Below are 19,569 nucleotides of genomic sequence, written 5' to 3'. Positions count from 1 at the left end.
AGTTGAAATTAATCGTCTGTATTCAAAGCATATTCAATAACATCCTGATCCACATATTCAAGAATCACTTCATCACTAAGATGGTCGTCATTAAAAAAAGAGGTATTTGCTTCAATGCTGTTTAATTCTTCATCAGAAAAGAAGTCCTGAATGCGATCTTGTTCTACCAGATAATTTTCGAGACTGCTTAAACTTAGACCTTCAAAACCGGCGTCATTTGCATTAGGTTTTACCGCATAAAAGAGCAAAGCGAAAAGTGCGGCGATAGTTGCAACAGCCGCAGCAAATTTTCTATAGTTTAATGAAATAACCTTTGGCTCTCTAGTGGTTTTGGCTAAAATTGAAGTCTCAACCTGATCAAAATAGCCATCAGGAACCGTAAAGCCATCCTGATTGTCAGGATACAGCTCCCGAAATTTGAGCTCGGTATACAGACGGTCTTGAAACTGCTCAAAATAATTTTCGGGCAACTTGAAATCTCCGGGTATATGTTTATCGTTGGTATTCATTGTCTTTTTGACTTTTAAAAATCCTGAAGGTTTAATGACTTGTTACAAAGTCGGTTATTTTTTTTACCGCGTGATGGTAACTGGCTTTCAGGGCACCTTCAGATGTGCCTAGTATTTCAGAAATTTCATTGTATTGTAATTCATCAAAATACTTCATCACAAAAACCTGTTTCTGTTTTGCCGGAAGCGTATCCAGAGCCTGATGCAATTTGGCCTGAGCTTCGTCTCCGTTGAAATAGGGATCACTGGCCAGGTTGTTTACAATAGCGCTTTGCAATTCTTCACTGCCCACACTGGCCCGGCGGTTTCTTTTATTTATGAAGGTTATACTTTCATTAGTCGCAATGCGGTAGAGCCATGTGTAAATTTGACTTTCGCCATTAAAACCATCCAGATTTTTATAAACCTTGATGAAGGTGTTTTGTAAAACGTCGTCAGCATCATCGTGCGAAACCACCATACGCCGTATATGCCAGTACAAACGCTCTTTGTACTCGGTTACCAAATCCTCAAATTTGAGGTCTGTAGGATATGTAGCGGTTTTACTCAATTCTGAAATTCTACTTCTTTGGACTTTGAATTTTAAAAAAGGTTTAATCTATTGATTAAAGTTAGCAAGAATACTCTTAATCTGCTTCTTTTTAGGTTGGATGTAAATCCTTTCTTCACACTCAAACAAACGATTAAATGCAATAATATTAGTTAAAGTGCAATTAGTCTTTGATTTTTAGGATTTTCAGATTATCTTTGACTTCGTTGAAAGTTTAGACACTGTTGTTGACACGATTATAATTGTTTAATTCCTTTTTTGTCCCAAATTAAAAAGTAGTTTTTCACCCCGCATTTTACCCAACAGCCAAAGCTTACGGTCAACAACAATAAAAAAATCCACATCGTAAAGCGTGTGGATTTTTTTATTGGGATTCTTTAAAGGCTAGAACAGTTCGTCAATTGTGTAGTGGTCCTGATCGCGAATCAGTAGTTTTTATAGTCTATTCAAAAGACTGCATTTCAACCAGTTTTTTATAGGTCCCGTTAGCTGCAAGAAGTTCCTGATGTTTGCCTTGTTCTACAATCTTACCGCGCTGCATCACAATGATCAGATCTGCATTTTGAATGGTTGAAAGCCGGTGTGCGATTACGATCGAAGTACGGTTCATCATCATATTCTCCAAGGCTTTTTGTACCAAACGTTCACTTTCGGTATCTAAAGCCGAAGTGGCCTCGTCCAGAATCATAATTGGCGGATTCTTAAGGACGGCACGAGCGATCGAAAGGCGTTGTTTTTGACCACCGCTTAGCTTGTTTCCGCTGTCTCCAATATTAGTATCCAGCTTTAGCGGAAGCTCACTAACAAATTCCCAGGCATTGGCAATTTTCAGAGCGTCAATAACTTCTTCATCGGTCGCGTTGGGTTTGCCAAGCAAAATGTTGTTGCGCACGGTATCATTAAACAAAATCGAGTCCTGAGTAACCAGTCCCATTTGCGCACGTACCGATTTTTTAGTCAAATCCCTCAGGTCTATACCGTCTAATTTAATCGCGCCGGAATCTACATCATAAAAACGGGTGACGAGATTGGCGATTGTACTCTTACCACTTCCGCTTTGTCCTACCAGGGCAACGGTTTGTCCTTTTTCGACTTTTACTGAAAAGTTTTTCAGGACTTTTTCATCCTCATAACTAAATGAAATATTTTCAATCGTCAATGCTTCTTTAAACTCGGCGGCTTCAATTGCGTCGGGTTTGTCTTTAATAGTGGTTTCGGTATTCAAAATCGAAAGAATACGCTCAGCTGCTGCATTACCGCGTTTGACACTATACGAAGCTTTACTGATTTGCTTTGCGGGAGTTAATATTTGATAGGAAAGACCCAGAAATGCAATAAACTGAGCTGCAGGAAGCGATCCTTCGACTAAAACCATTTGGCCCCCAAACCACAAAATCACTACAATCACAAATACACCCAGAAATTCACTGGCGGGTGAGGCCAGGTTTTGCCGGTTGATGAGTGTATTTAAAATGGTATTTAAGCGAGTGGTGCTATCCCTGAATTTCTTTCGGAATTGATCTTCGCCATTAAAACCTTTAATGATTTTAAGGCTGGAAAGGGTTTCTTCTACAATTGATAAAAAAGCCCCGTTTTCTTCCTGTGCCTTATGGGATTGTTTTTTTAATGACTTCCCAATTCGGGATATGATCATCCCCGATATAGGTAAAAACACAAAAACGAAGATGGTAAGTTTAACACTAATTACTAACATCGCCCCGATAGTGAAAATAATGGTAAGCGGTTCTCTTACTACCATTTCAAGTATAGAAAGGAACGAACGTTCGACTTCATTTACGTCTGCAGTTATCCTAGAAATTGTATCTCCTTTCCGCTTTTCTGAAAAATAGGCAACCGGAAGTTCAATCAACTTATCGTAGATCTTATCCCGTAAGTCCCGCATCACCCCATTTCTTAAAAAGGTAATGAAGAAGGTAGCGAGGTATCCAAAAATATTTTTTAGAAAAAACAGGATTACAACAATCCCGCAAATAAATACCAGTGCCGAGAGTTCGTTTTCTGAAACCCTGGAGCTTACCTGATAGTAAAAATAATCTGTTGCGTAATTTGTAAATCCTCTCCAGCCTTTCCAAACCGGTAATTCGGTAATCCGTTTACTTTTATCAAATAGGATTTCGATTACAGGTATAAGCGCCAAAAAAGACAGCGTGCTAAAGAGTGCATACAAAATGTTACAAACTATATTGTACACTGCATACTGCTTATAAGGCTTAGCAAATTGTATGATTTGTTTAAAATAATTCATAAGAACCGTAATCGGTTTATATACGTATCCCCGAAACAAATCGGGGATAGGTGTTGCGTTTTAGCTTAGATCACGTTTAAAGACCCAGGTCTTTGCGTATTCCCGCTATTTTTTGATCGAGTTTTTGTTCCACCTGCGGCAAACTTTCTAAATCTTTAGCAGGCTCGTGTACACTGATGTAAAATTTAATCTTGGGCTCGGTACCACTTGGTCTGGCAGCTATGCGCGAACCCTGATCTGTATGGTAAATCAGCACGTTAGATTTCGGGATATCAATAGATGAGGACTCTCCGGTTGATATTTTAAGCGATTTGGAAGACGCATAATCGTCAATTTGCACCACACGCTCGCCATTTACCGTACTTAGCGGGTTTTCACGAAGGTCAATCATAATTTGCTTGATTTCTTCGGCACCCGAAATTCCTTTTTTAACCAAAGAGGTCAGATCTTCTTTGTAAAAGCCGTGTTTTACATACAAATCCTGTAGTTTTTTGTAGAAGGAAGAACCTTCACTTTTTGCCTGTGTTACAATCTCACAAGCAAGCAGGGTAGCGGTTACCGCATCTTTATCCCGTACAAAGTCACCTACCATATAACCGAAGCTTTCTTCACCACCACCTATAAAATGCTGTTTCGGATGATCTTTAATCATCTTGGCAATCCATTTAAAACCGGTAAGGCCCAGTTTGCATTCCAGATCATACGATTTGGCAAGAACCTCCATCATTGGGGTAGAAACAATGGTCGAACCAATAAATTCATTACCCTTAGGTGTATTCTGGTCAAAGTAGCGTTTCAATAAGAAGTCGGTCATCACAACCATAGTCTGGTTTCCGTTAAGCAAAACCAGTTTTCCGGAATTATCCCGCACTGCAATACCCAGACGATCGCAATCAGGATCGGTACCAATTACGATATCGGCATTTTTTTCTTCGGCAAGATCAAGGGCCATTTTAAGGGCTTCCGGTTCCTCCGGGTTGGGTGATTTTACGGTAGGGAAATTTCCGTCGGGTTTACGCTGCTCTTCAACAACGTGTACGTTTTTATATCCGGCCTGTGCAAGAACATCGGGAATAATAGTTACCGAAGTACCGTGAAGCGGAGTAAATACGATGGTTACATCATCGCGGTGTTTTGCCAGTTCCGAAAAGCTTCCGTTAGCCAGGGAAGCTTCGATAAACGCCTGATCTACATCTTTATCAATATAGGTGATGTGTTCTTTTTTCGCAGAAAAATTAACAGCATCATAATCCAGAGACTCAATTACTTTAACAATCTCAGAATCCTGGGGCGGTACAAGCTGACCACCGTCCTGCCAGTAAACCTTATACCCGTTATATTCCGGCGGGTTGTGACTGGCTGTTAGTACGATACCGCAATGGCAGTCTAAATGTTTAACCGCAAAACTGAGTTCTGGAGTAGGGCGCAGATCGCTGAACAAGAATACTTTAATGTCATTTGCCGAAAATACATCTGCAACCACTTGAGCCAGCTCTTTACTGTTGTTTCTGCAGTCGTAAGCGATAGCAACTTTTACGGTCTCTCCAGGGAAGGATTTCTTTAGATAATCGGAAAGGCCCTGTGTGTTTTTGCCCAGCGTATATTTGTTGATACGATTGGTACCAACACCCATTATGCCTCGCATTCCACCGGTTCCAAACTCGAGGTTTTTGTAAAAACTTTCATTGAGTTCTTCCGGGTTGTCATTCATCATTTTTTTGACGGCTTCCTGTGTGGTGTTGTCAAAAGTAGGGGATAACCAGGCTTCGGCTTTTTCTCGTATTTCGGCGTTCATAATTTTAAATTCGATTTTGAAAGTCAAAAATAGACATTTCGGTTTAAGTAAACTATTTCGCAGCAAACCCGGGAACGAATAAATGGGTTTGTATTTTTAAAGGGATAATATTTGAATTGTTTTAATTTCAATGATTGAGTAAAAGTTGATTAAAACCCTTTTTTATCTCTGATTATGTAGCGCGGACTGTTGTTTTGTGAACGTTGAATGAGTTCACCAATAAAACCCGCGATGAACAATTGTACTCCGATAATCATGCTGGTGATCGAGAGGTAGAATTGCGGGCGCTGTGTTAACAGGCGTGCAGTTGGGTTGATAAATAATTTGTCTATGCCCAGATACGCGGCAAATGAGCCGCCAAGGATAAACATAATGACTCCTAATGTTCCAAAAAGGTGCATGGGTCTTTTGGCAAAATGCGTGATAAACCAGATGCTTATGAGGTCGAGGAAGCCTTTTATAAAACGATCTGCGCCAAATTTGGTTTCCCCATATTTACGGGCCTGATGCTGTACCGGCTTTTCGGTTATGTTGTAAAAGCCTGCATTTTTAGCCAATAGCGGAATGTAACGGTGCATATCGCCATATACGTCGATGGTTTTAATTACCTCACTTTTATAAGCCTTGAGACCGCAGTTGAAATCGTGTAACTGGAGTCCGCTTGTTTTGCGGGCAGCAGCATTAAAAAGCTTAGACGGCAGATTTTTAGAAATTACCGAATCGTATCGTTTCTTTTTCCAGCCAGAGACGAGGTCAAAATCTTCTTCGGTAATGAGGCGGTATAATTCGGGAATTTCATCAGGGCTGTCCTGTAAATCTGCATCCATAGTAATTACAACATCGCCCTCAGCGGCCAGGAAGCCTGCGTTTAAAGCCTGGCTTTTACCAAAGTTTCGGTTGAAACGTATTCCTTTAACCCGTTTATCGAGGTTTGACAATTGTGCTATGGTATTCCAGGAACCGTCTGTACTGCCATCATCTATAAAGACCAGCTCGTAAGAAAGTTGTTCTTTAACGAGTACAGCGGTAAGCCAGTCGTAAAGCTCCTGTAGAGACTCCTGTTCATTAAGAAGGGGTATAACTACCGATAGCTGCATAGAATCTTAATATTGGTGCGGATTAGATTTTTTCAAAATAAGACCACTAATCAAAGAAATTATAAACCCAAAGAATATACCACCTATGACTTGAATAGATGACTGTACCCACGGACGGGCAAATTTAGCAGCGATAGCCAAAGCCTGCTCCTGTTGGGCTTCGGTCGCGTTGGGCTGAGACTCAATCATCGCTTCACGTTGCTTTTCAATGATTAAATTAATAAAGTCGGGTTCTATTACGGTAAGAAAAATATAATTGTAAAGAGCACCCAGAATGCCTCCTATAAGGGCAATACCTAATCCTACTTTTAAGGCATCTTTAAATTCTAAGAAACCGCCATTTGCCTTTTTAAATACCTGTTGCCCGTAAACAATAACTCCAAGCATGATTAGAAAGCCCACCAGGCCTGTAATCCAGTTTTGATCCAGTAATGAGTTGGTTACATAAAGTACTACAGCTAGTGCAATAGTGAGAAACCCCAGAAGGGCTCCGTAAGTTAAGGCGATTTGCCCTGTTGATGGTTTTTGTGCTTCCATGATTTTATGAATTGCGGTGTAAAAGTACATATTAGCACGAGATACACCTAGTTTTTAATGAGGCATAAGTAGTGCTGTTGTGAATTTTGTTACATTTGAAGACTAAAGATAAACGCCAAGGAAAATATTATTTTAATATCGCCTTGTCAGATTGTTTTTTATTTCTAAATTTGCACCTCAAAATTCAGCAGATTTTAAAGCATTTAAGATGAAAAAAGATATACATCCACAGAATTACAGAGTAGTAGCATTTAAAGACATGTCTAACGACGAAGTGTTTTTAACTAAATCTACAGCAAATACAAAAGAAACGATTGAAGTTGACGGTGCAGAGTATCCGCTTGTAAAACTGGAGATTTCTAGAGCATCACATCCTTTTTATACCGGTAAATCTAAACTGGTTGATACTGCTGGTCGTATTGATAAGTTCAAAAACAAATACAAGAAATTCGCTAAGTAAGCGGAATTCAACAGATATAATAAAAAGCCTTTGCAAATGCAAAGGCTTTTTTATTGGCAGCACCTCAGGTACCTTATAATTTTTAGTAATTCCAAAAGTAATTAGCTTCAGGGTACTGATTTAATCGTTGAATAAAGCTTTCATAATGCGATTGATTCCCTTGAACCCAAAGTAAATCGCCAGTGTTGCAGCAACAATGCCCAATATCAAAACGGGTATATAAAGCGGATGCTCCTGATTTTTAAAAGCCTGGTATAGGATACCGGGACCCAAAAACATAAAAAGTAATGACATGGCTAATGTGCGCACGCCACGTGCCAGGGCTTCTTTATTTGTTGCCATGATATGCGTTTATAGCGGCCCTTACAGAGCCGTGATTCTTTAATAATTGAGCGGCCTCTTGTGCATCAACAGGTATTTCAGACTGAATCATGCGTATCCCGCGATCTACCAGCTTATCATTACTAAGCTGCATATCTACCATTTTATTTCCCTTAACCTTGCCTAGTTGAATCATCGTTGCTGTTGAAATCATATTCAATACCAGTTTTTGTGCGGTACCGGCTTTCATACGGCTGCTTCCGGTTACAAACTCGGGACCAACGACTACTTCAACCGAAAATTTTGAAGTCTTCGCAATAGGGCTTCCGGCATTGCAGGTGATGCTTCCGGTGGGGATGTTATTTTTATTGCAGGCTTCCAGTGCGTGGAGGACATAAGGAGTCGTGCCCGACGCTGCAATACCAATAACAATGTCTTTTTCAGAAATCGCGTGCTCCTCCAAGTCTGCCCAACCCTGAGTAGGGCTGTCTTCAGCAAACTCAACGGCTTTGCGTATGGCAGTTTCGCCTCCGGCAATTAGACCTATTACCATTCCGTGGGGTACGCCAAATGTGGGCGGGCACTCCGACGCGTCAACCACACCAAGTCTTCCGCTGGTACCGGCACCCATATAAAAAAGTCTTCCGCCCTGCTTTAACTGTCTGATTACTTCCTGTGTTAATTTTTCTATTTGTGGTAATACCTTTTCAACGGCGAGCGGGACCGTTTTGTCTTCTGCGTTGATATTTTGCAGGAGCTCTGAGACAGCCATATTCTCAAGCCCGTTATAGTTTGAATCCTGTTCGGTTGTTTTAGTGAAGCTCATATGCTGAATTTTTTCGCCTTTGGCAAATATCGCTATTCGATCACAATCTGACCGCTGTAAACCTGTCCTATTGCGAAATATCCCAGGGGATAATTAGCTTCATCGGTGGCATTAATGACGTTGCCCCGTATTTCGGAAGGTGGCGCTGTAAACGGGTTTCCTGAAGCCTGTCCCGATTGATTGATCACAATGCTCATGTAATCGAAAAAGGGTTTTGTAATGCCTATCAAATCGACTTCTAAGGTGTCATTAGGTTTCACATCTTCGTAAAAATAGGAGAATGAGAATGCCTGATCTTTATAAAAGGTGTCTTCACTGGTCAAAAATTGTCCCTTATCTAAATCAAACAGGTAATAGTTTGTAATACCCGGCTCGTCTGTATAATTAAAGATCACCTCGGTTTCGTCACCGGCAAAGAGGCTCCCATCTCCCTGAATAATGGAATCAAAAGGGATAGCTGTTTGAAATTGGGCTGTAGCTCTGTAGGTATTTTCATTATAAAAAATGGTAAGTCTCATTAGATCCTGAGTAAGTTCATCACGAGGTACTGCAATAGAATAATACCCGTCACCGCGGTACTGCATTCTGTAGGTGTTTGATGCGCTGTTGAGATTGACTATCGCATCTGCCACAACCGGTATATCGTCTGCAAAATAATCTGCGGTCAGGGTAAGTCTCAGGTAAGCGTTCACCAGACTGGTATTTCCATCAGGAATACGCATTAGGGCATCTACAACCAGTCGTTCCTGCTGTTCGGGCAGGTCAACGTCAATCGTTTCCTGACAGCTGTTTAAAAGCTTCAGTAAAACCAAAAGAATAAAAATCGTTTTAATGGCTTTCATTAGAGCTTAAAATTATAGGTTACAGAAGGCAGGATGCCAAAAATCGAAGTCTTAATCGCTTCATTTTGTCCTGTGTCTTCATTGGTTCTGAAATTAACAGATGCGGCATTCATGCGGTTGTAGGCATTATAAATACTAAAAACCCATTCCCCTTTTATTTTTCGGTTGGCTGTGTTTTTTGGTGTTAAGGTAGCCGAGAGGTCTAACCTGTGGTAAGCGGGCAGGCGTTGTTCATTACGACCGCTGTAATTTGATATGGCCAAACCCTGAAAAAGGGATTGACTCACGGGATAATTGGTTGGCTGGCCGGTCTGAAACACAAAATTGGCACCGAAACTCCATTTATTACTGAGCTTGTAGTAGGCATTTGCACTAATGTCGTGGGTTTTATCATAAGCCGAAGCATACCAGTTGCCGTTATTGATACCTATTTCTTCAGGTGTGCGACCCGGGGTTTGCTGTTCACTGCGCGATAGGGTATATGCCAGCCAGCCGTTGAGTCTGCCGTCATTTTTTTTCAGTAAAAATTCAAGTCCGTAGGCTCTGCCTATACCTGAAAGCACTTCGCCTTCAATGGCATCATTGGCGATAAGTTGTGCGCCGTTACGGTAATCCAGTCGGTTTTGGATGTCTTTATAAAACGCTTCAGTTTCAAACGAAAACGCACCGTCCTTGATTTTCTTGAAAAAACCAATGGCATACTGATCAAGAAGCTGCGGTTTTACGTAAGGTCCGCTCGGCGTATATACGTCAAGAGGCGTGGGTGAGTTGGTGTTAGAAATTAAATGCAGATACTGAGCCATGCGATTATAGCTGGCTTTAAAGGACGTTTTGCTGTTAAGAGCCCAACTGAGCGAGAAACGCGGTTCGAGATTTGTAAACTGAGCGAGGGTTCCTGTGTTTAGTTGTGTTTCTGATGGAGTTGCAGGCTGGTAAATTTTTAGATTATCGTCAAAAATTAAGGGTTGGTCATCAGCATATCTAAAAAAGCGATCCTGACCCAGACGCGTAAAATGACTAAGTCTGAAACCATAGCGTAAGGTTAGGGCATCACTTAAGTCGTGTTCGGCTTCAATATAGGCCGAAAATTCGTTGGCGTACTTGTGGGTGAGTTGCGAAGGTAATATACCGCTGTCCGGGCGATTGGGTATTATAGTCGCAGGATTGAAGCGGTAATAAATGTTATTTATGCCATATCCCATTTTTAGATTTTGGCTGATGTAATGCTGAAAATCGTATTTAAGATTGAAATTACGAATGCCCGAATCGTATTTAAAGCCCACAAAATCTAACAGTAAACCATAATAGTAATCTGAATAAATAAGGGATAGGTTGGAGAACAACTTGTCGCTAAATAGATGATTCCATCTCAGATTTATGGTTGCATTACCGTAGGTGTTTACAAAGCTTTCGTTTACACTAAATAAATCGCGACCGAAATACCCTGACAGAAAGAGGCTGTTTTTATCTCCAAGACGGTAATTTAATTTAGCATTCAGGTCGTAGAAATAGGCTTTGTTGTCAATATCAAATAAAGGCAGGAAGAGGTGCACATAAGAAGCCCGGCCACCTACCAGAAACGCAGATTCGTTTTTTACTATAGGACCTTCAACAAGAAGTCTGCTGGCAATCGCTCCAATACCACCATTTGCGTGAAATTCTTTACTGTTTCCTTCCTTTTGATAAATATCGAGTACCGAGGCCACGCGACCACCGTACCGTGCAGGAATTCCACCTTTGTATAGTTTAAGGTCTTTGATCGCATCGGGATTAAAAACTGAAAAGAAACCGAAAAGGTGTGACGAATTAAAAATGATAGCTTCATCCAGTAAAATAAGATTTTGATCTACAGCGCCACCTCTTACGTTAAAGCCTGAAGCACCTTCACCTGCACTCGTGACGCCCGGAAGCAGCAGTATAGATTTTATAACGTCTGCCTCGCCAAAGACAACGGGTATTTGCTTGATGGTCTCTGCAGTTAGCGTATTTACGCTCATTTGAGGCTTGCGAATGTTTAGCTCTTCAACATCCTCCTCAATCAATACTTCATCAAGCATCTCAGTAGCTTCTTCGAGACTGAAATCGAGGCGCTGATCACTATTTAATGCGATTTTTTTCTGAATGGAATTGTATCCCAGAATGCTTATTTGAAGATTGTAAGATCCTTCAGGTAGTGTTATGGAATAAAAGCCATACTCGTTGGTAACTGTTCCTTTATTGATCTCGGGAAATAAAACGTTAACACCGATGAGGGTTTCATTTGAATTTTCTGCGGTAACCGTGCCGCTCAAGGTGTAATTTTTTTGAGCCCAAAGGTTACCAACCAGTAAGATGAAAATAAATGAATAGTAATATTTTAGCAAATTGTTTTTGTTCAAAAATAGCAGACTTCGGCTTTACTTGTACCATTTTAAGAAAACGTTAATGAAATAAAAAAAGGCTTCCCGATATAGGAAGCCTTTTGTCGTTGTTGTAAACACGTGTTACGAATTGATAATTGCATTTAAAGTTGCGCTAGGTCGCATCGCAGCTGTTACTTTATCTTCATCCGGGAAATAATATCCTCCTAAATCAACTTCAGAACCCTGTGCATCCAGCAATTCCTGATTGATTTTTTCTTCATTGGTTTCGAGTTCGCTTGCAATTTCGGCAAAGTGAACCTGTAATTCCTTGTCTTTATCCTGAGCGGCCAATGCCTGTGCCCAGTAAAGCGCAAGGTAGAAATGGCTGCCGCGGTTGTCGAGTTCATTAACCACGCGTGACGGTGATTTCTTGTTATCCAGAAATTTGATAGTCGCTTCGTCTAATGCTTCAGCTAATACTTTAGCACGGTCGTTTCCGTTGGCTATTGCTTCGTGCTCCAGAGAAACTGCAAGCGCCAGAAATTCTCCTAACGAATCCCATCTTAAATGTCCTTCTTCAACAAATTGCTGAACGTGTTTTGGAGCAGAACCACCGGCTCCGGTTTCAAAAAGTCCGCCGCCATTCATAAGAGGTACTATTGAAAGCATTTTGGCACTGGTTCCTACTTCAAGAATAGGGAAGAGGTCTGTGTTGTAATCACGCAATACGTTTCCGGTAACCGAAATAGTGTCTTTACCTTCTTTCATGCGCTTAAGTGTATATCGTGTAGCCTCAACGGGAGACATGATCTGAATGTCTAAGCCTTCGGTATCGTGATCCTTAAGGTACAGATTTACTTTTTTAATGAGCTCTGCATCGTGACCACGGTCTTTGTCTAACCAGAAAATCGCAGGATCATTTGTGGCGCGTGCACGACTTACAGCAAGTTTTACCCAGTCCTGTACCGGCTCATCTTTAGTCTGGCACATTCTCCAGATATCTCCTTCTTCAACAGTATGCTCTATAAGAACCTTACCTTCTGCGTCAATTACAGAAACTTTTCCATTAAGAGGAATTTCAAAAGTTTTATCGTGAGATCCGTATTCTTCAGCTTTTTGAGCCATAAGACCTACGTTAGGAACAGTTCCCATTGTAGTAGGATCAAAAGCACCATTTTCCTTACAAAAATCAATGGTTTCCTGGTAAACACCCGCATACGAACTGTCTGGAATCACAGCTTTGGTATCCTGAGATTTACCTTTGGCATTCCACATCTGACCGCTGTTGCGAATCATTGCAGGCATACTGGCATCAATAATAACGTCACTGGGTACGTGCAGATTGGTAATACCCTTATCTGAATTCACCATAGCCAGATCAGCCCTGTTTTCGAGGGTATTTAAAATAGCCTTTTCTACTTCCGAGCGTTTAGCTTCGGGTAACTTGTTTATGTCGCTAAGCAAATCTGCCAATCCATTCTTAGCATCTACGCCAATAGATTTAAGATCGTCACCATACTTCTCAAAAACATCTTCAAAATAAATGCGCATCGCATGCCCGAAAATAATAGGGTCAGATACTTTCATCATGGTTGCCTTAAGGTGAATGGAGAAAAGAACACCTTTGTCTTTAGCATCTTTAATCTGCTCCTTGAGGAACTTAATTAAAGCCGATTTACTCATTAGGGTGGCGTCTATTACTTCGCCTTTAAGTAAATTCAGATCTTTCTTAAGTGTGGTTTGAGCACCATTGGCATCTGTATGGATTATGCTTACCGATGTGGGTTTATCACAGGTAACAGATTTTTCATTGGCTCTAAAATCACCGGAGCTCATGGTCGCCACGTGTGATTTGCTGTTTTTATCCCATGCACCCATACTGTGCGGGTTTTTACGGGCATACTCTTTTACGGGTTTAGGAGCACGTCTGTCTGAGTTACCTTCACGTAATACCGGGTTTACCGCACTTCCCAAAACTTTAGCAAAACGGTTTTTAAGTTCTTTTTCTTCTTCGGTATTAGCTTCTTCAGGATAGCTGGGGATATTAAAGCCTTTTGCCTGTAGTTCTTTAATAACAGCCGTAAGCTGCGGTATAGAAGCACTAATGTTTGGCAATTTTATAATATTTGCTTCCGGGCTTTTAGCCAGTTCGCCCAATTCGGCAAGGGCATCATTTACTTTTTGATTTTCTTCCAGATAATCAGGAAAGTTTGCAAGCAATCTACCTGCAAGTGAAATGTCTTTAACTTCAAATTCTATATTAGCTTCTTTGGCAAACTTTTGCAGAATTGGTAACAGGGAATGAGTAGCCAGAGCCGGAGCTTCATCTGTTTTGGTGTAGGCTATTGTAGACGTTTTAGTAGACATAAATGTGTTCGTTTATAAATCCTGATTTCTAATTGTTTGGTTGAAAAAGCAAATCTGCATCTAGGGTTTACAGTTTGTCGCGTGAAGCGTTTTTTTCGGATTGCAAATATAGGATTTTATGGCAGATTTTAACACTTAAATTCTTCTTAAAGCCTCTTAAAAATGTATGATTTTAAACTGTTGGATTGAGATGGAAGGATTCAGAAGTAAAAAAAAGCTCTGATAGAATTTCGTAATTCTATCAGAGCTTCTAATGTTTAGGTTTTTTACCGGTGAACCCTTGGAGCCCTAAAGCAAGAATATTAGTACTTGCACCGTGAACCTTAACATTGGGATTTAATTTCTAAATCCCGATCCAATACATTTGCATTTTAACTTTAAACGCTCACTGATGTCTTTTATAATTCAGATCTTTTTTAAAGTTGTATAAACCCTACAAGGCTATCGCAACTGCACTGGGAACATAATTGTGAACAGTTTTAAGTTCACCCTTATAATTTCTTTACATAAAGTAACAGAAAAGAATTTAAAAAATCAAGCTATTAGGTCGTTAAATATCAACCGGTTATGAACGTTGGTTTTTCACAAAAGTTAATAAGCTTATACCTTAAACTAAAAAATGCCCCGTAAGACGGAGCATTTTTATAACCAGATGAGTGGTTTTTATTTTCTGATTTCTTTGATTCTTGCCTTTTTACCGGTAAGACCTCTAAAGTAGTAAATACGTGACTTACGTACTTTACCTCTTTTATTTACTTCAATTTTCTGAAGAGCAGGCATGTTGATTGGGAAAATACGCTCAACACCTACAGTACCAGACATTTTTCTGATAGTAAATGTGCGGGTTGCACCTGTTCCGCGAACCTGAATTACAACACCTCTAAAAAACTGGGTACGTACTTTTTCACCCTCACGAATTTCGTAATAAACAGTGATGGTATCACCAGCACTAAATTCAGGGAATTCTTTTTTCTCTACAAATTCGTTTTGTACAAAACTGATTAAATCTTCCATTTTTAAGATTTTTAAAGTGGTATAATACCAACATTCACGGTTTTCGCCAGAGGTTGATCTTACAAGGCTGCAAATTTACTATAAAAATTGAATTTGACAAGCCCTGAAATTTAATTATTTAAAAAGATTAAGACTGGTTTTTTATTAAATCGGGGCGTCGCTCTAAAGTGCGTTTATAAGCTTCATCTTCGCGCCAGGCCTCGATTTTGGGAGTATTACCGGATGTTAAAATCTCAGGAACCTTCCACCCTTTGTATTCAGCAGGGCGTGTATATACCGGTGGAGCGAGTAAGTTATCCTGAAAAGAATCGGTTAGGGCAGAGGTTTCATTTCCTAAAACTCCAGGAATTAATCGGATAACGGCATCGCAAAGTATAAGTGCTCCAAGTTCGCCCCCACTTAAAACATAGTCTCCTATTGAAATTTCCCGAGTAATAAATTGATCGCGTACCCGCTGATCTACTCCTTTATAATGACCACACAGAATGATAATGTTGCCCTGAAGTGAAATTTGATTAGCTATTTTTTGATTCAGGGTTTCACCATCAGGGGTCATATAGATCACCTCATCATAGTCCCGTTGTGATTTGAGCTCACTGATGCACTTATCTATAGGCTCTATCATCATAACCATACCGGCACCACCGCCAAACTGATAGTCGTCTACCTGTTTGTAAGCATTGGTGGAGTAATCTCTGAGGTTGTGAAAGTTTACTTCAACCAGTCCTTTTGCTATAGAACGCTGCATTATTGAAGCTTCAAACGGACTTTTGAGCAAATCGGGTACTACCGTAATAATGTCAATGCGCATGGAATTTAAGTGTGCTGGTATTCGATTAAAAGAAGCCTTATTCTCGGCTTGTTTGGATTTTTATTTTTTGGTACTCTTGACCGCTTTATTGCGCTCGTCCTGAAGTAATCGTCCCATCTTTTGCTCTTTTTCTAAAGCTTTTTTACGGTAATCGTCATATTCCACTTCAAGATCTGCCAGTTTTTTGCGGGCTTCCTGCGTATGTGCGTTGCTTCCTTTAAATCTAAAAATGAAAAAAACCAGCGCCAGTGCCAGAACGGCAACAATACCCCACATCATTCCCATATAACCACCTTTGCTCATAGGAATTCCTAAAAAGTATATGGAATCTTTCTCAGATCTGGTTTGGTCTAAGGTTGTCTTAGTCTCTTCGAGTGTATTATTTAGAGTATTTATTTCTTGTTGTTGTGCAGTTATTTCTTGCTGTAGTTCGGTTATCTGAGTTTTGAAAACCGAAATACTATCTGCAGTATTGGCTATCAACTTATTCAGGCTGTTTAGTTTTACGACTTTATAATCCTGAAAATTGTTTGAGTTTTCTAACAAATCTTCAAACTGTTGAGAAATGGTATTTGTTTTCGGTTTTGGGGTCTCTGTCTCCTGAGCGCTAAGGCCTAAAATTGAGAATAGGCTTATTAGTAAGCTAATGCGTATCGTAGTCATTTTGAGTTAGTCTTTTTGCTGTTTGTGGGAAAACGGTATGCTTTCGCACTTAGTATAATAAAGCCGCAAAAATAATTAAATCCAACGGTTTTAAACTGCGTAATTCGTGAAAATAGCTGCCTGCTGGCAGCTATTTCTAAATACATCTGTACTATTAAGAACTTTAGTAGTACGTATAACGTCTTACCTTGGCAATATATTTAGCCAGGCGTACTACCTGGTGACTGTAACCGTATTCATTGTCATACCATATATAGAGTACGAGGCTTTTAAAATCGGGGCCTAACAATGTAGCCTGACTGTCGTAGATAGCAGGTGCTGAAGAGCCTACAATATCACTGGAAACCAGTTCATTGTTGATTGAATATTTGATTTGCTCAACCAGATCACCTTCAAGCCCATATTTTTTAAGACTTGCATTGACACTTTCGATTGTTGTTTTTTGCTGAAGCTTTAAATTTAAAATGGCAAGAGAGCCGTTAGGTACCGGAACCCTGATCGCGTTGGAGGTAAGTTTGCCTTCAAGAGCAGGCAATGCTTTAGATACTGCTTTACCTGCGCCTGTTTCGGTGATTACCATATTTAGAGCAGCGGCGCGACCCCGGCGGTATTTGGAGTGCATATTATCTACCAGATTTTGATCATTGGTATACGCGTGTATGGTTTCTATATGACCACTTTCAACGCCAAAGCTTTCATCAATTGCTTTGAGCACCGGTGTTATTGCATTTGTAGTGCACGAGGCAGCTGAGTAAATATCCCATTCATCCGGATTGTAGTTTTTGTGATTGACTCCGTGCACGATATTTGGGATGCCCTGACCCGGAGCAGTAAGTAATACCTTTGAAACTCCTTTTGCGATAAGGTGTCTGCTTAATTGTTCTTTGTTTCGGAAAGCGCCCGTATTATCTATGATTACGGCGTCGTCTATACCATAAGCCGTGTAGTCTATAGATTCGGGTTCATTTGAAGAAATAATCTGAACGGTAGTACCATTGATAATTAAGGCATTTTTGGCACTATTTACCGAGATTGTTCCCGGAAAATCCCCGTGGATACTATCGCTTTTGAGTAAGGATGCTCTCTTTTTTAGAATATCTTCATCCAGATTACCTCTTACGACTATGGCTCTTAATCTTAATTGAGCACCGCTTCCTGTGCGTGTCATAAGTTCCCGGGCAACGAGCCTTCCTATACGCCCAAAACCATAGAGCACCACATTTCGAGGTGTAATTTCTTTTGAACTTTGTGCATCTTTCAGTTTATGATGAATAAATATCAGGGCGTCTGTATACTCATTATCTTCCAAATGATACTCGTAAGTGAGTTTGCCAATATCTAATTTTGAAGGCGGCAGGTTTGCCTGCAGGATAGCTTTGGCTAACTCGACGCTATCAAAAATAGAAATAGGTTTTTGAACAAAAGCTCCGGCGTAAGCGTGTAAATTGAGAATTTCACTCACATTGCGATCTAAAAGCTGATTTCTAAAAAGTACCAGTTCGATATTCTTGTCATACCAAAGATCGCTTATGATCTTAATAAATTCAACAGTCGCACGGCGACGGTCTGCCTGAAAAGCCAGTTCTTTCTCGTAAGTATTTGACGAACTCATGAATGGATTTTAATGTGGGTTTTTAAATTTTCGGCAAAGATACTTAACTATATCGTTTTCGTGAGGGAAATAAATAAAAAAAGCCCTTCAGTCACGAAGAGCTTTTTTACTACTAAAAATCGAATTCTAATTAAAAATGATTTGTTTGTTTTCACCATTTTTACTGGCAAAATTGAGGCTTACAGGTTCGCGCGGATCTTTTTCAGAAATAATGCGCTTAACATCCTCTATTGAGTTTACTTTCTGATCGTCAATTGCGGTTATAATTATTCCGCTTAGATTATAGCGTTGCAATTGTTTGTTTGTAGCCTTACTTATAATTACTCCGTTTTTCACACCATTTTCCTGAAGTGTTTCCTTTGAGGCCTCACGTACTTCAAGTCCCGGCTTTTCTATTATAAATGTGTTGAGTTTGGTTAAAGTAACCGATAGCGTGCGGGTTTCTCCGTCTCTAATGAAGCTTACTTCTACAACATCATTAGGTCTTTTGGCTCCAAGGTAACCTGATAGATCAGAGAATTTTGAAATTTTGACATCATCAACTTTTATGATAACATCGCCTTCTTTTAAACCTGCTAAGGCAGCTCCGGTATCGGGATCAACACCTGCAACATAAACGCCTTCAGAAACTTCAAGGTCGTATTGATTTGCTGTGTTTGCATTAATACTGCCTCCCTGAATACCAAGAATACCACGCTGTACATCACCATACTCCAAAATGTCTTCTACAATTTTACGGGCGTTGTTTGAAGGTACTGCAAAGGCGTAACCTACATAGCTACCGGTTTGTGAAGTGATAGCTGTATTGATACCTATCAGTTCTCCATTGATATTTACTAACGCACCGCCACTGTTACCCGGGTTAATCGCTGCATCGGTTTGGATAAATGATTGCGGATTTCGGTCATACTGGTCAATATCACGCGCCTTGGCTGAAATAATTCCGGCAGTTACTGTACTGGTAAGGTTAAAGGGATTACCTACTGCCAGTACCCATTCTCCCAAACGTACATTATCTGAATCCCCAAACGGGAGGTAGGGTAAATCTTCATCTGCATCAATCTTTAAAAGCGCAATGTCTGCATTAGGGTCGCTACCTATTACTTCAGCTTTGAAGGTTCGGTTGTCATTTAGAGAAACTTCAAGTTCTGTAGCTCCGTCAATAACGTGATTGTTGGTTACGATATAGCCATCAGCTGATATGATTACACCGCTTCCGGCACCTACAAGACCTTTGCGTAATTCACCTCCACCAAGTAGATATTCTTGCATGCTGCGAGGTTGTCTGGAAATCTGTACGTTTTTAACGTGAACAACCGCGTGAACCGTGCGATCTGCAGCTTCTGTGAAATCTGCATTGGTACTGGTAATCGGGGTGCCGTTGTAATTTACGGGACTAAAATTTGGGGTTGAAGTTGTAGCTGTCGTGGGTACGTGTTCATCTTCTATAAACTTGTACGCACCTAGGGTAATCGCGCCACCCAAAATGGCTACGATTAATAAGCTGGCAAATTTTTTCATAATACTTTTTCTTTTCTTTTTTAGAATAACAATTTA

Annotated in this window: 17 protein-coding genes; 1 reads left to right on the top strand and 16 read right to left on the bottom strand. The window is 40.3% G+C overall.

The window, feature by feature from the left end; genetic code table 11:
• Window positions 1-8: 8 nt before the first annotated feature.
• The 6 genes from LLW17_RS06720 to LLW17_RS06695 form a co-directional block, all read right to left on the bottom strand.
• Complete coding sequence (locus LLW17_RS06720) at window positions 9-509, bottom strand: hypothetical protein (protein ID WP_228229494.1); 501 nt, start codon at window positions 507-509, stop codon at window positions 9-11.
• A 31-nt stretch (window positions 510-540) separates the two neighbouring features.
• On the bottom strand, window positions 541-1,059 hold the full coding sequence (locus LLW17_RS06715; protein ID WP_228229493.1) for an RNA polymerase sigma factor: 519 nt from the start codon (window positions 1,057-1,059) through the stop codon (window positions 541-543).
• 442 nt (window positions 1,060-1,501) lie between these two features.
• Entirely contained in the window at window positions 1,502-3,325 is a 1,824-nt protein-coding gene (locus LLW17_RS06710; RefSeq protein ID WP_228229492.1) for an ABC transporter ATP-binding protein, read from the bottom strand.
• Window positions 3,326-3,401: 76 nt separating this feature from the next.
• Entirely contained in the window at window positions 3,402-5,120 is a 1,719-nt protein-coding gene (locus LLW17_RS06705; protein ID WP_228229491.1) for a phospho-sugar mutase, read from the bottom strand.
• Between the two features lie 149 nt (window positions 5,121-5,269).
• On the bottom strand, window positions 5,270-6,217 hold the full coding sequence (locus tag LLW17_RS06700; protein WP_228229490.1) for a glycosyltransferase family 2 protein: 948 nt from the start codon (window positions 6,215-6,217) through the stop codon (window positions 5,270-5,272).
• Window positions 6,218-6,223: 6 nt separating this feature from the next.
• Window positions 6,224-6,754, bottom strand: coding sequence for a DUF4199 domain-containing protein (locus tag LLW17_RS06695; RefSeq protein WP_228229489.1), 531 nt, complete (start codon window positions 6,752-6,754; stop codon window positions 6,224-6,226).
• A gap of 208 nt (window positions 6,755-6,962) precedes the next feature.
• On the opposite strand from LLW17_RS06695, the gene LLW17_RS06690 reads away from it, so the two are divergent.
• Window positions 6,963-7,214, top strand: coding sequence for a type B 50S ribosomal protein L31 (locus tag LLW17_RS06690; RefSeq protein WP_228229488.1), 252 nt, complete (start codon window positions 6,963-6,965; stop codon window positions 7,212-7,214).
• A gap of 120 nt (window positions 7,215-7,334) precedes the next feature.
• Here LLW17_RS06690 and LLW17_RS06685 read toward each other — a convergent pair whose 3' ends face one another.
• From LLW17_RS06685 to LLW17_RS06640, 10 genes are all read right to left on the bottom strand, one after another.
• Complete coding sequence (locus tag LLW17_RS06685; RefSeq protein WP_228229487.1) at window positions 7,335-7,556, bottom strand: DUF6095 family protein; 222 nt, start codon at window positions 7,554-7,556, stop codon at window positions 7,335-7,337.
• On the bottom strand, window positions 7,543-8,361 hold the full coding sequence (gene murQ, locus LLW17_RS06680; protein ID WP_228229486.1) for an N-acetylmuramic acid 6-phosphate etherase: 819 nt from the start codon (window positions 8,359-8,361) through the stop codon (window positions 7,543-7,545). The genes LLW17_RS06685 and murQ overlap by 14 nt, the downstream gene beginning before the upstream one ends.
• 32 nt (window positions 8,362-8,393) lie before the next feature.
• A complete protein-coding gene (locus LLW17_RS06675; RefSeq protein ID WP_228229485.1) occupies window positions 8,394-9,203 on the bottom strand; it encodes a DUF4249 family protein in 810 nt (269 codons plus the stop codon).
• The gene (locus LLW17_RS06670; RefSeq protein WP_434084772.1) at window positions 9,203-11,581 is read right to left on the bottom strand and encodes a TonB-dependent receptor; all 2,379 of its coding nucleotides are present in this window, start codon (window positions 11,579-11,581) and stop codon (window positions 9,203-9,205) included. Before LLW17_RS06670 ends, LLW17_RS06675 begins: the two co-directional genes overlap by 1 nt.
• Before the next feature lie 105 nt (window positions 11,582-11,686).
• Complete coding sequence (locus tag LLW17_RS06665; protein ID WP_228229484.1) at window positions 11,687-13,912, bottom strand: NADP-dependent isocitrate dehydrogenase; 2,226 nt, start codon at window positions 13,910-13,912, stop codon at window positions 11,687-11,689.
• A 663-nt stretch (window positions 13,913-14,575) separates the two neighbouring features.
• Entirely contained in the window at window positions 14,576-14,926 is a 351-nt protein-coding gene (gene rplS, locus LLW17_RS06660; RefSeq protein ID WP_228229483.1) for a 50S ribosomal protein L19, read from the bottom strand.
• Between the two features lie 127 nt (window positions 14,927-15,053).
• Complete coding sequence (trmD, locus tag LLW17_RS06655; RefSeq protein WP_228229482.1) at window positions 15,054-15,737, bottom strand: tRNA (guanosine(37)-N1)-methyltransferase TrmD; 684 nt, start codon at window positions 15,735-15,737, stop codon at window positions 15,054-15,056.
• A gap of 60 nt (window positions 15,738-15,797) precedes the next feature.
• The gene (locus LLW17_RS06650) at window positions 15,798-16,400 is read right to left on the bottom strand and encodes a hypothetical protein (RefSeq protein WP_228229481.1); all 603 of its coding nucleotides are present in this window, start codon (window positions 16,398-16,400) and stop codon (window positions 15,798-15,800) included.
• A 163-nt stretch (window positions 16,401-16,563) separates the two neighbouring features.
• Window positions 16,564-18,012 (bottom strand): glyceraldehyde-3-phosphate dehydrogenase, encoded by a 1,449-nt coding sequence (locus LLW17_RS06645; RefSeq protein WP_228229480.1) that lies wholly within the window; start codon window positions 18,010-18,012, stop codon window positions 16,564-16,566.
• A gap of 126 nt (window positions 18,013-18,138) precedes the next feature.
• A complete protein-coding gene (locus LLW17_RS06640; protein WP_228229479.1) occupies window positions 18,139-19,533 on the bottom strand; it encodes a trypsin-like peptidase domain-containing protein in 1,395 nt (464 codons plus the stop codon).
• Window positions 19,534-19,569: the final 36 nt, after the last annotated feature.

It is taken from the genome of Leeuwenhoekiella parthenopeia (assembly GCF_020782115.1).
Lineage (GTDB): Bacteria > Bacteroidota > Bacteroidia > Flavobacteriales > Flavobacteriaceae > Leeuwenhoekiella > Leeuwenhoekiella parthenopeia.
Note: the sequence above shows the minus strand (reverse complement) of the source record. Positions and strands in the feature narration are given on the sequence as shown.

Coding starts and splice junctions, on each gene's coding strand:
- LLW17_RS06710 (WP_228229492.1), bottom strand. CDS start 3,325: ATGAATTATTTTAAACAAATCATACAATTTGCTAAGCCTTATAAGCAG.
- LLW17_RS06675 (WP_228229485.1), bottom strand. CDS start 9,203: ATGAAAGCCATTAAAACGATTTTTATTCTTTTGGTTTTACTGAAGCTT.
- LLW17_RS06695 (WP_228229489.1), bottom strand. CDS start 6,754: ATGGAAGCACAAAAACCATCAACAGGGCAAATCGCCTTAACTTACGGA.
- LLW17_RS06645 (WP_228229480.1), bottom strand. CDS start 18,012: ATGAGTTCGTCAAATACTTACGAGAAAGAACTGGCTTTTCAGGCAGAC.
- LLW17_RS06665 (WP_228229484.1), bottom strand. CDS start 13,912: ATGTCTACTAAAACGTCTACAATAGCCTACACCAAAACAGATGAAGCT.
- LLW17_RS06685 (WP_228229487.1), bottom strand. CDS start 7,556: ATGGCAACAAATAAAGAAGCCCTGGCACGTGGCGTGCGCACATTAGCC.
- murQ (WP_228229486.1), bottom strand. CDS start 8,361: ATGAGCTTCACTAAAACAACCGAACAGGATTCAAACTATAACGGGCTT.
- LLW17_RS06650 (WP_228229481.1), bottom strand. CDS start 16,400: ATGACTACGATACGCATTAGCTTACTAATAAGCCTATTCTCAATTTTA.
- rplS (WP_228229483.1), bottom strand. CDS start 14,926: ATGGAAGATTTAATCAGTTTTGTACAAAACGAATTTGTAGAGAAAAAA.
- LLW17_RS06720 (WP_228229494.1), bottom strand. CDS start 509: ATGAATACCAACGATAAACATATACCCGGAGATTTCAAGTTGCCCGAA.
- LLW17_RS06640 (WP_228229479.1), bottom strand. CDS start 19,533: ATGAAAAAATTTGCCAGCTTATTAATCGTAGCCATTTTGGGTGGCGCG.
- LLW17_RS06700 (WP_228229490.1), bottom strand. CDS start 6,217: ATGCAGCTATCGGTAGTTATACCCCTTCTTAATGAACAGGAGTCTCTA.
- LLW17_RS06705 (WP_228229491.1), bottom strand. CDS start 5,120: ATGAACGCCGAAATACGAGAAAAAGCCGAAGCCTGGTTATCCCCTACT.
- trmD (WP_228229482.1), bottom strand. CDS start 15,737: ATGCGCATTGACATTATTACGGTAGTACCCGATTTGCTCAAAAGTCCG.
- LLW17_RS06690 (WP_228229488.1), top strand. CDS start 6,963: ATGAAAAAAGATATACATCCACAGAATTACAGAGTAGTAGCATTTAAA.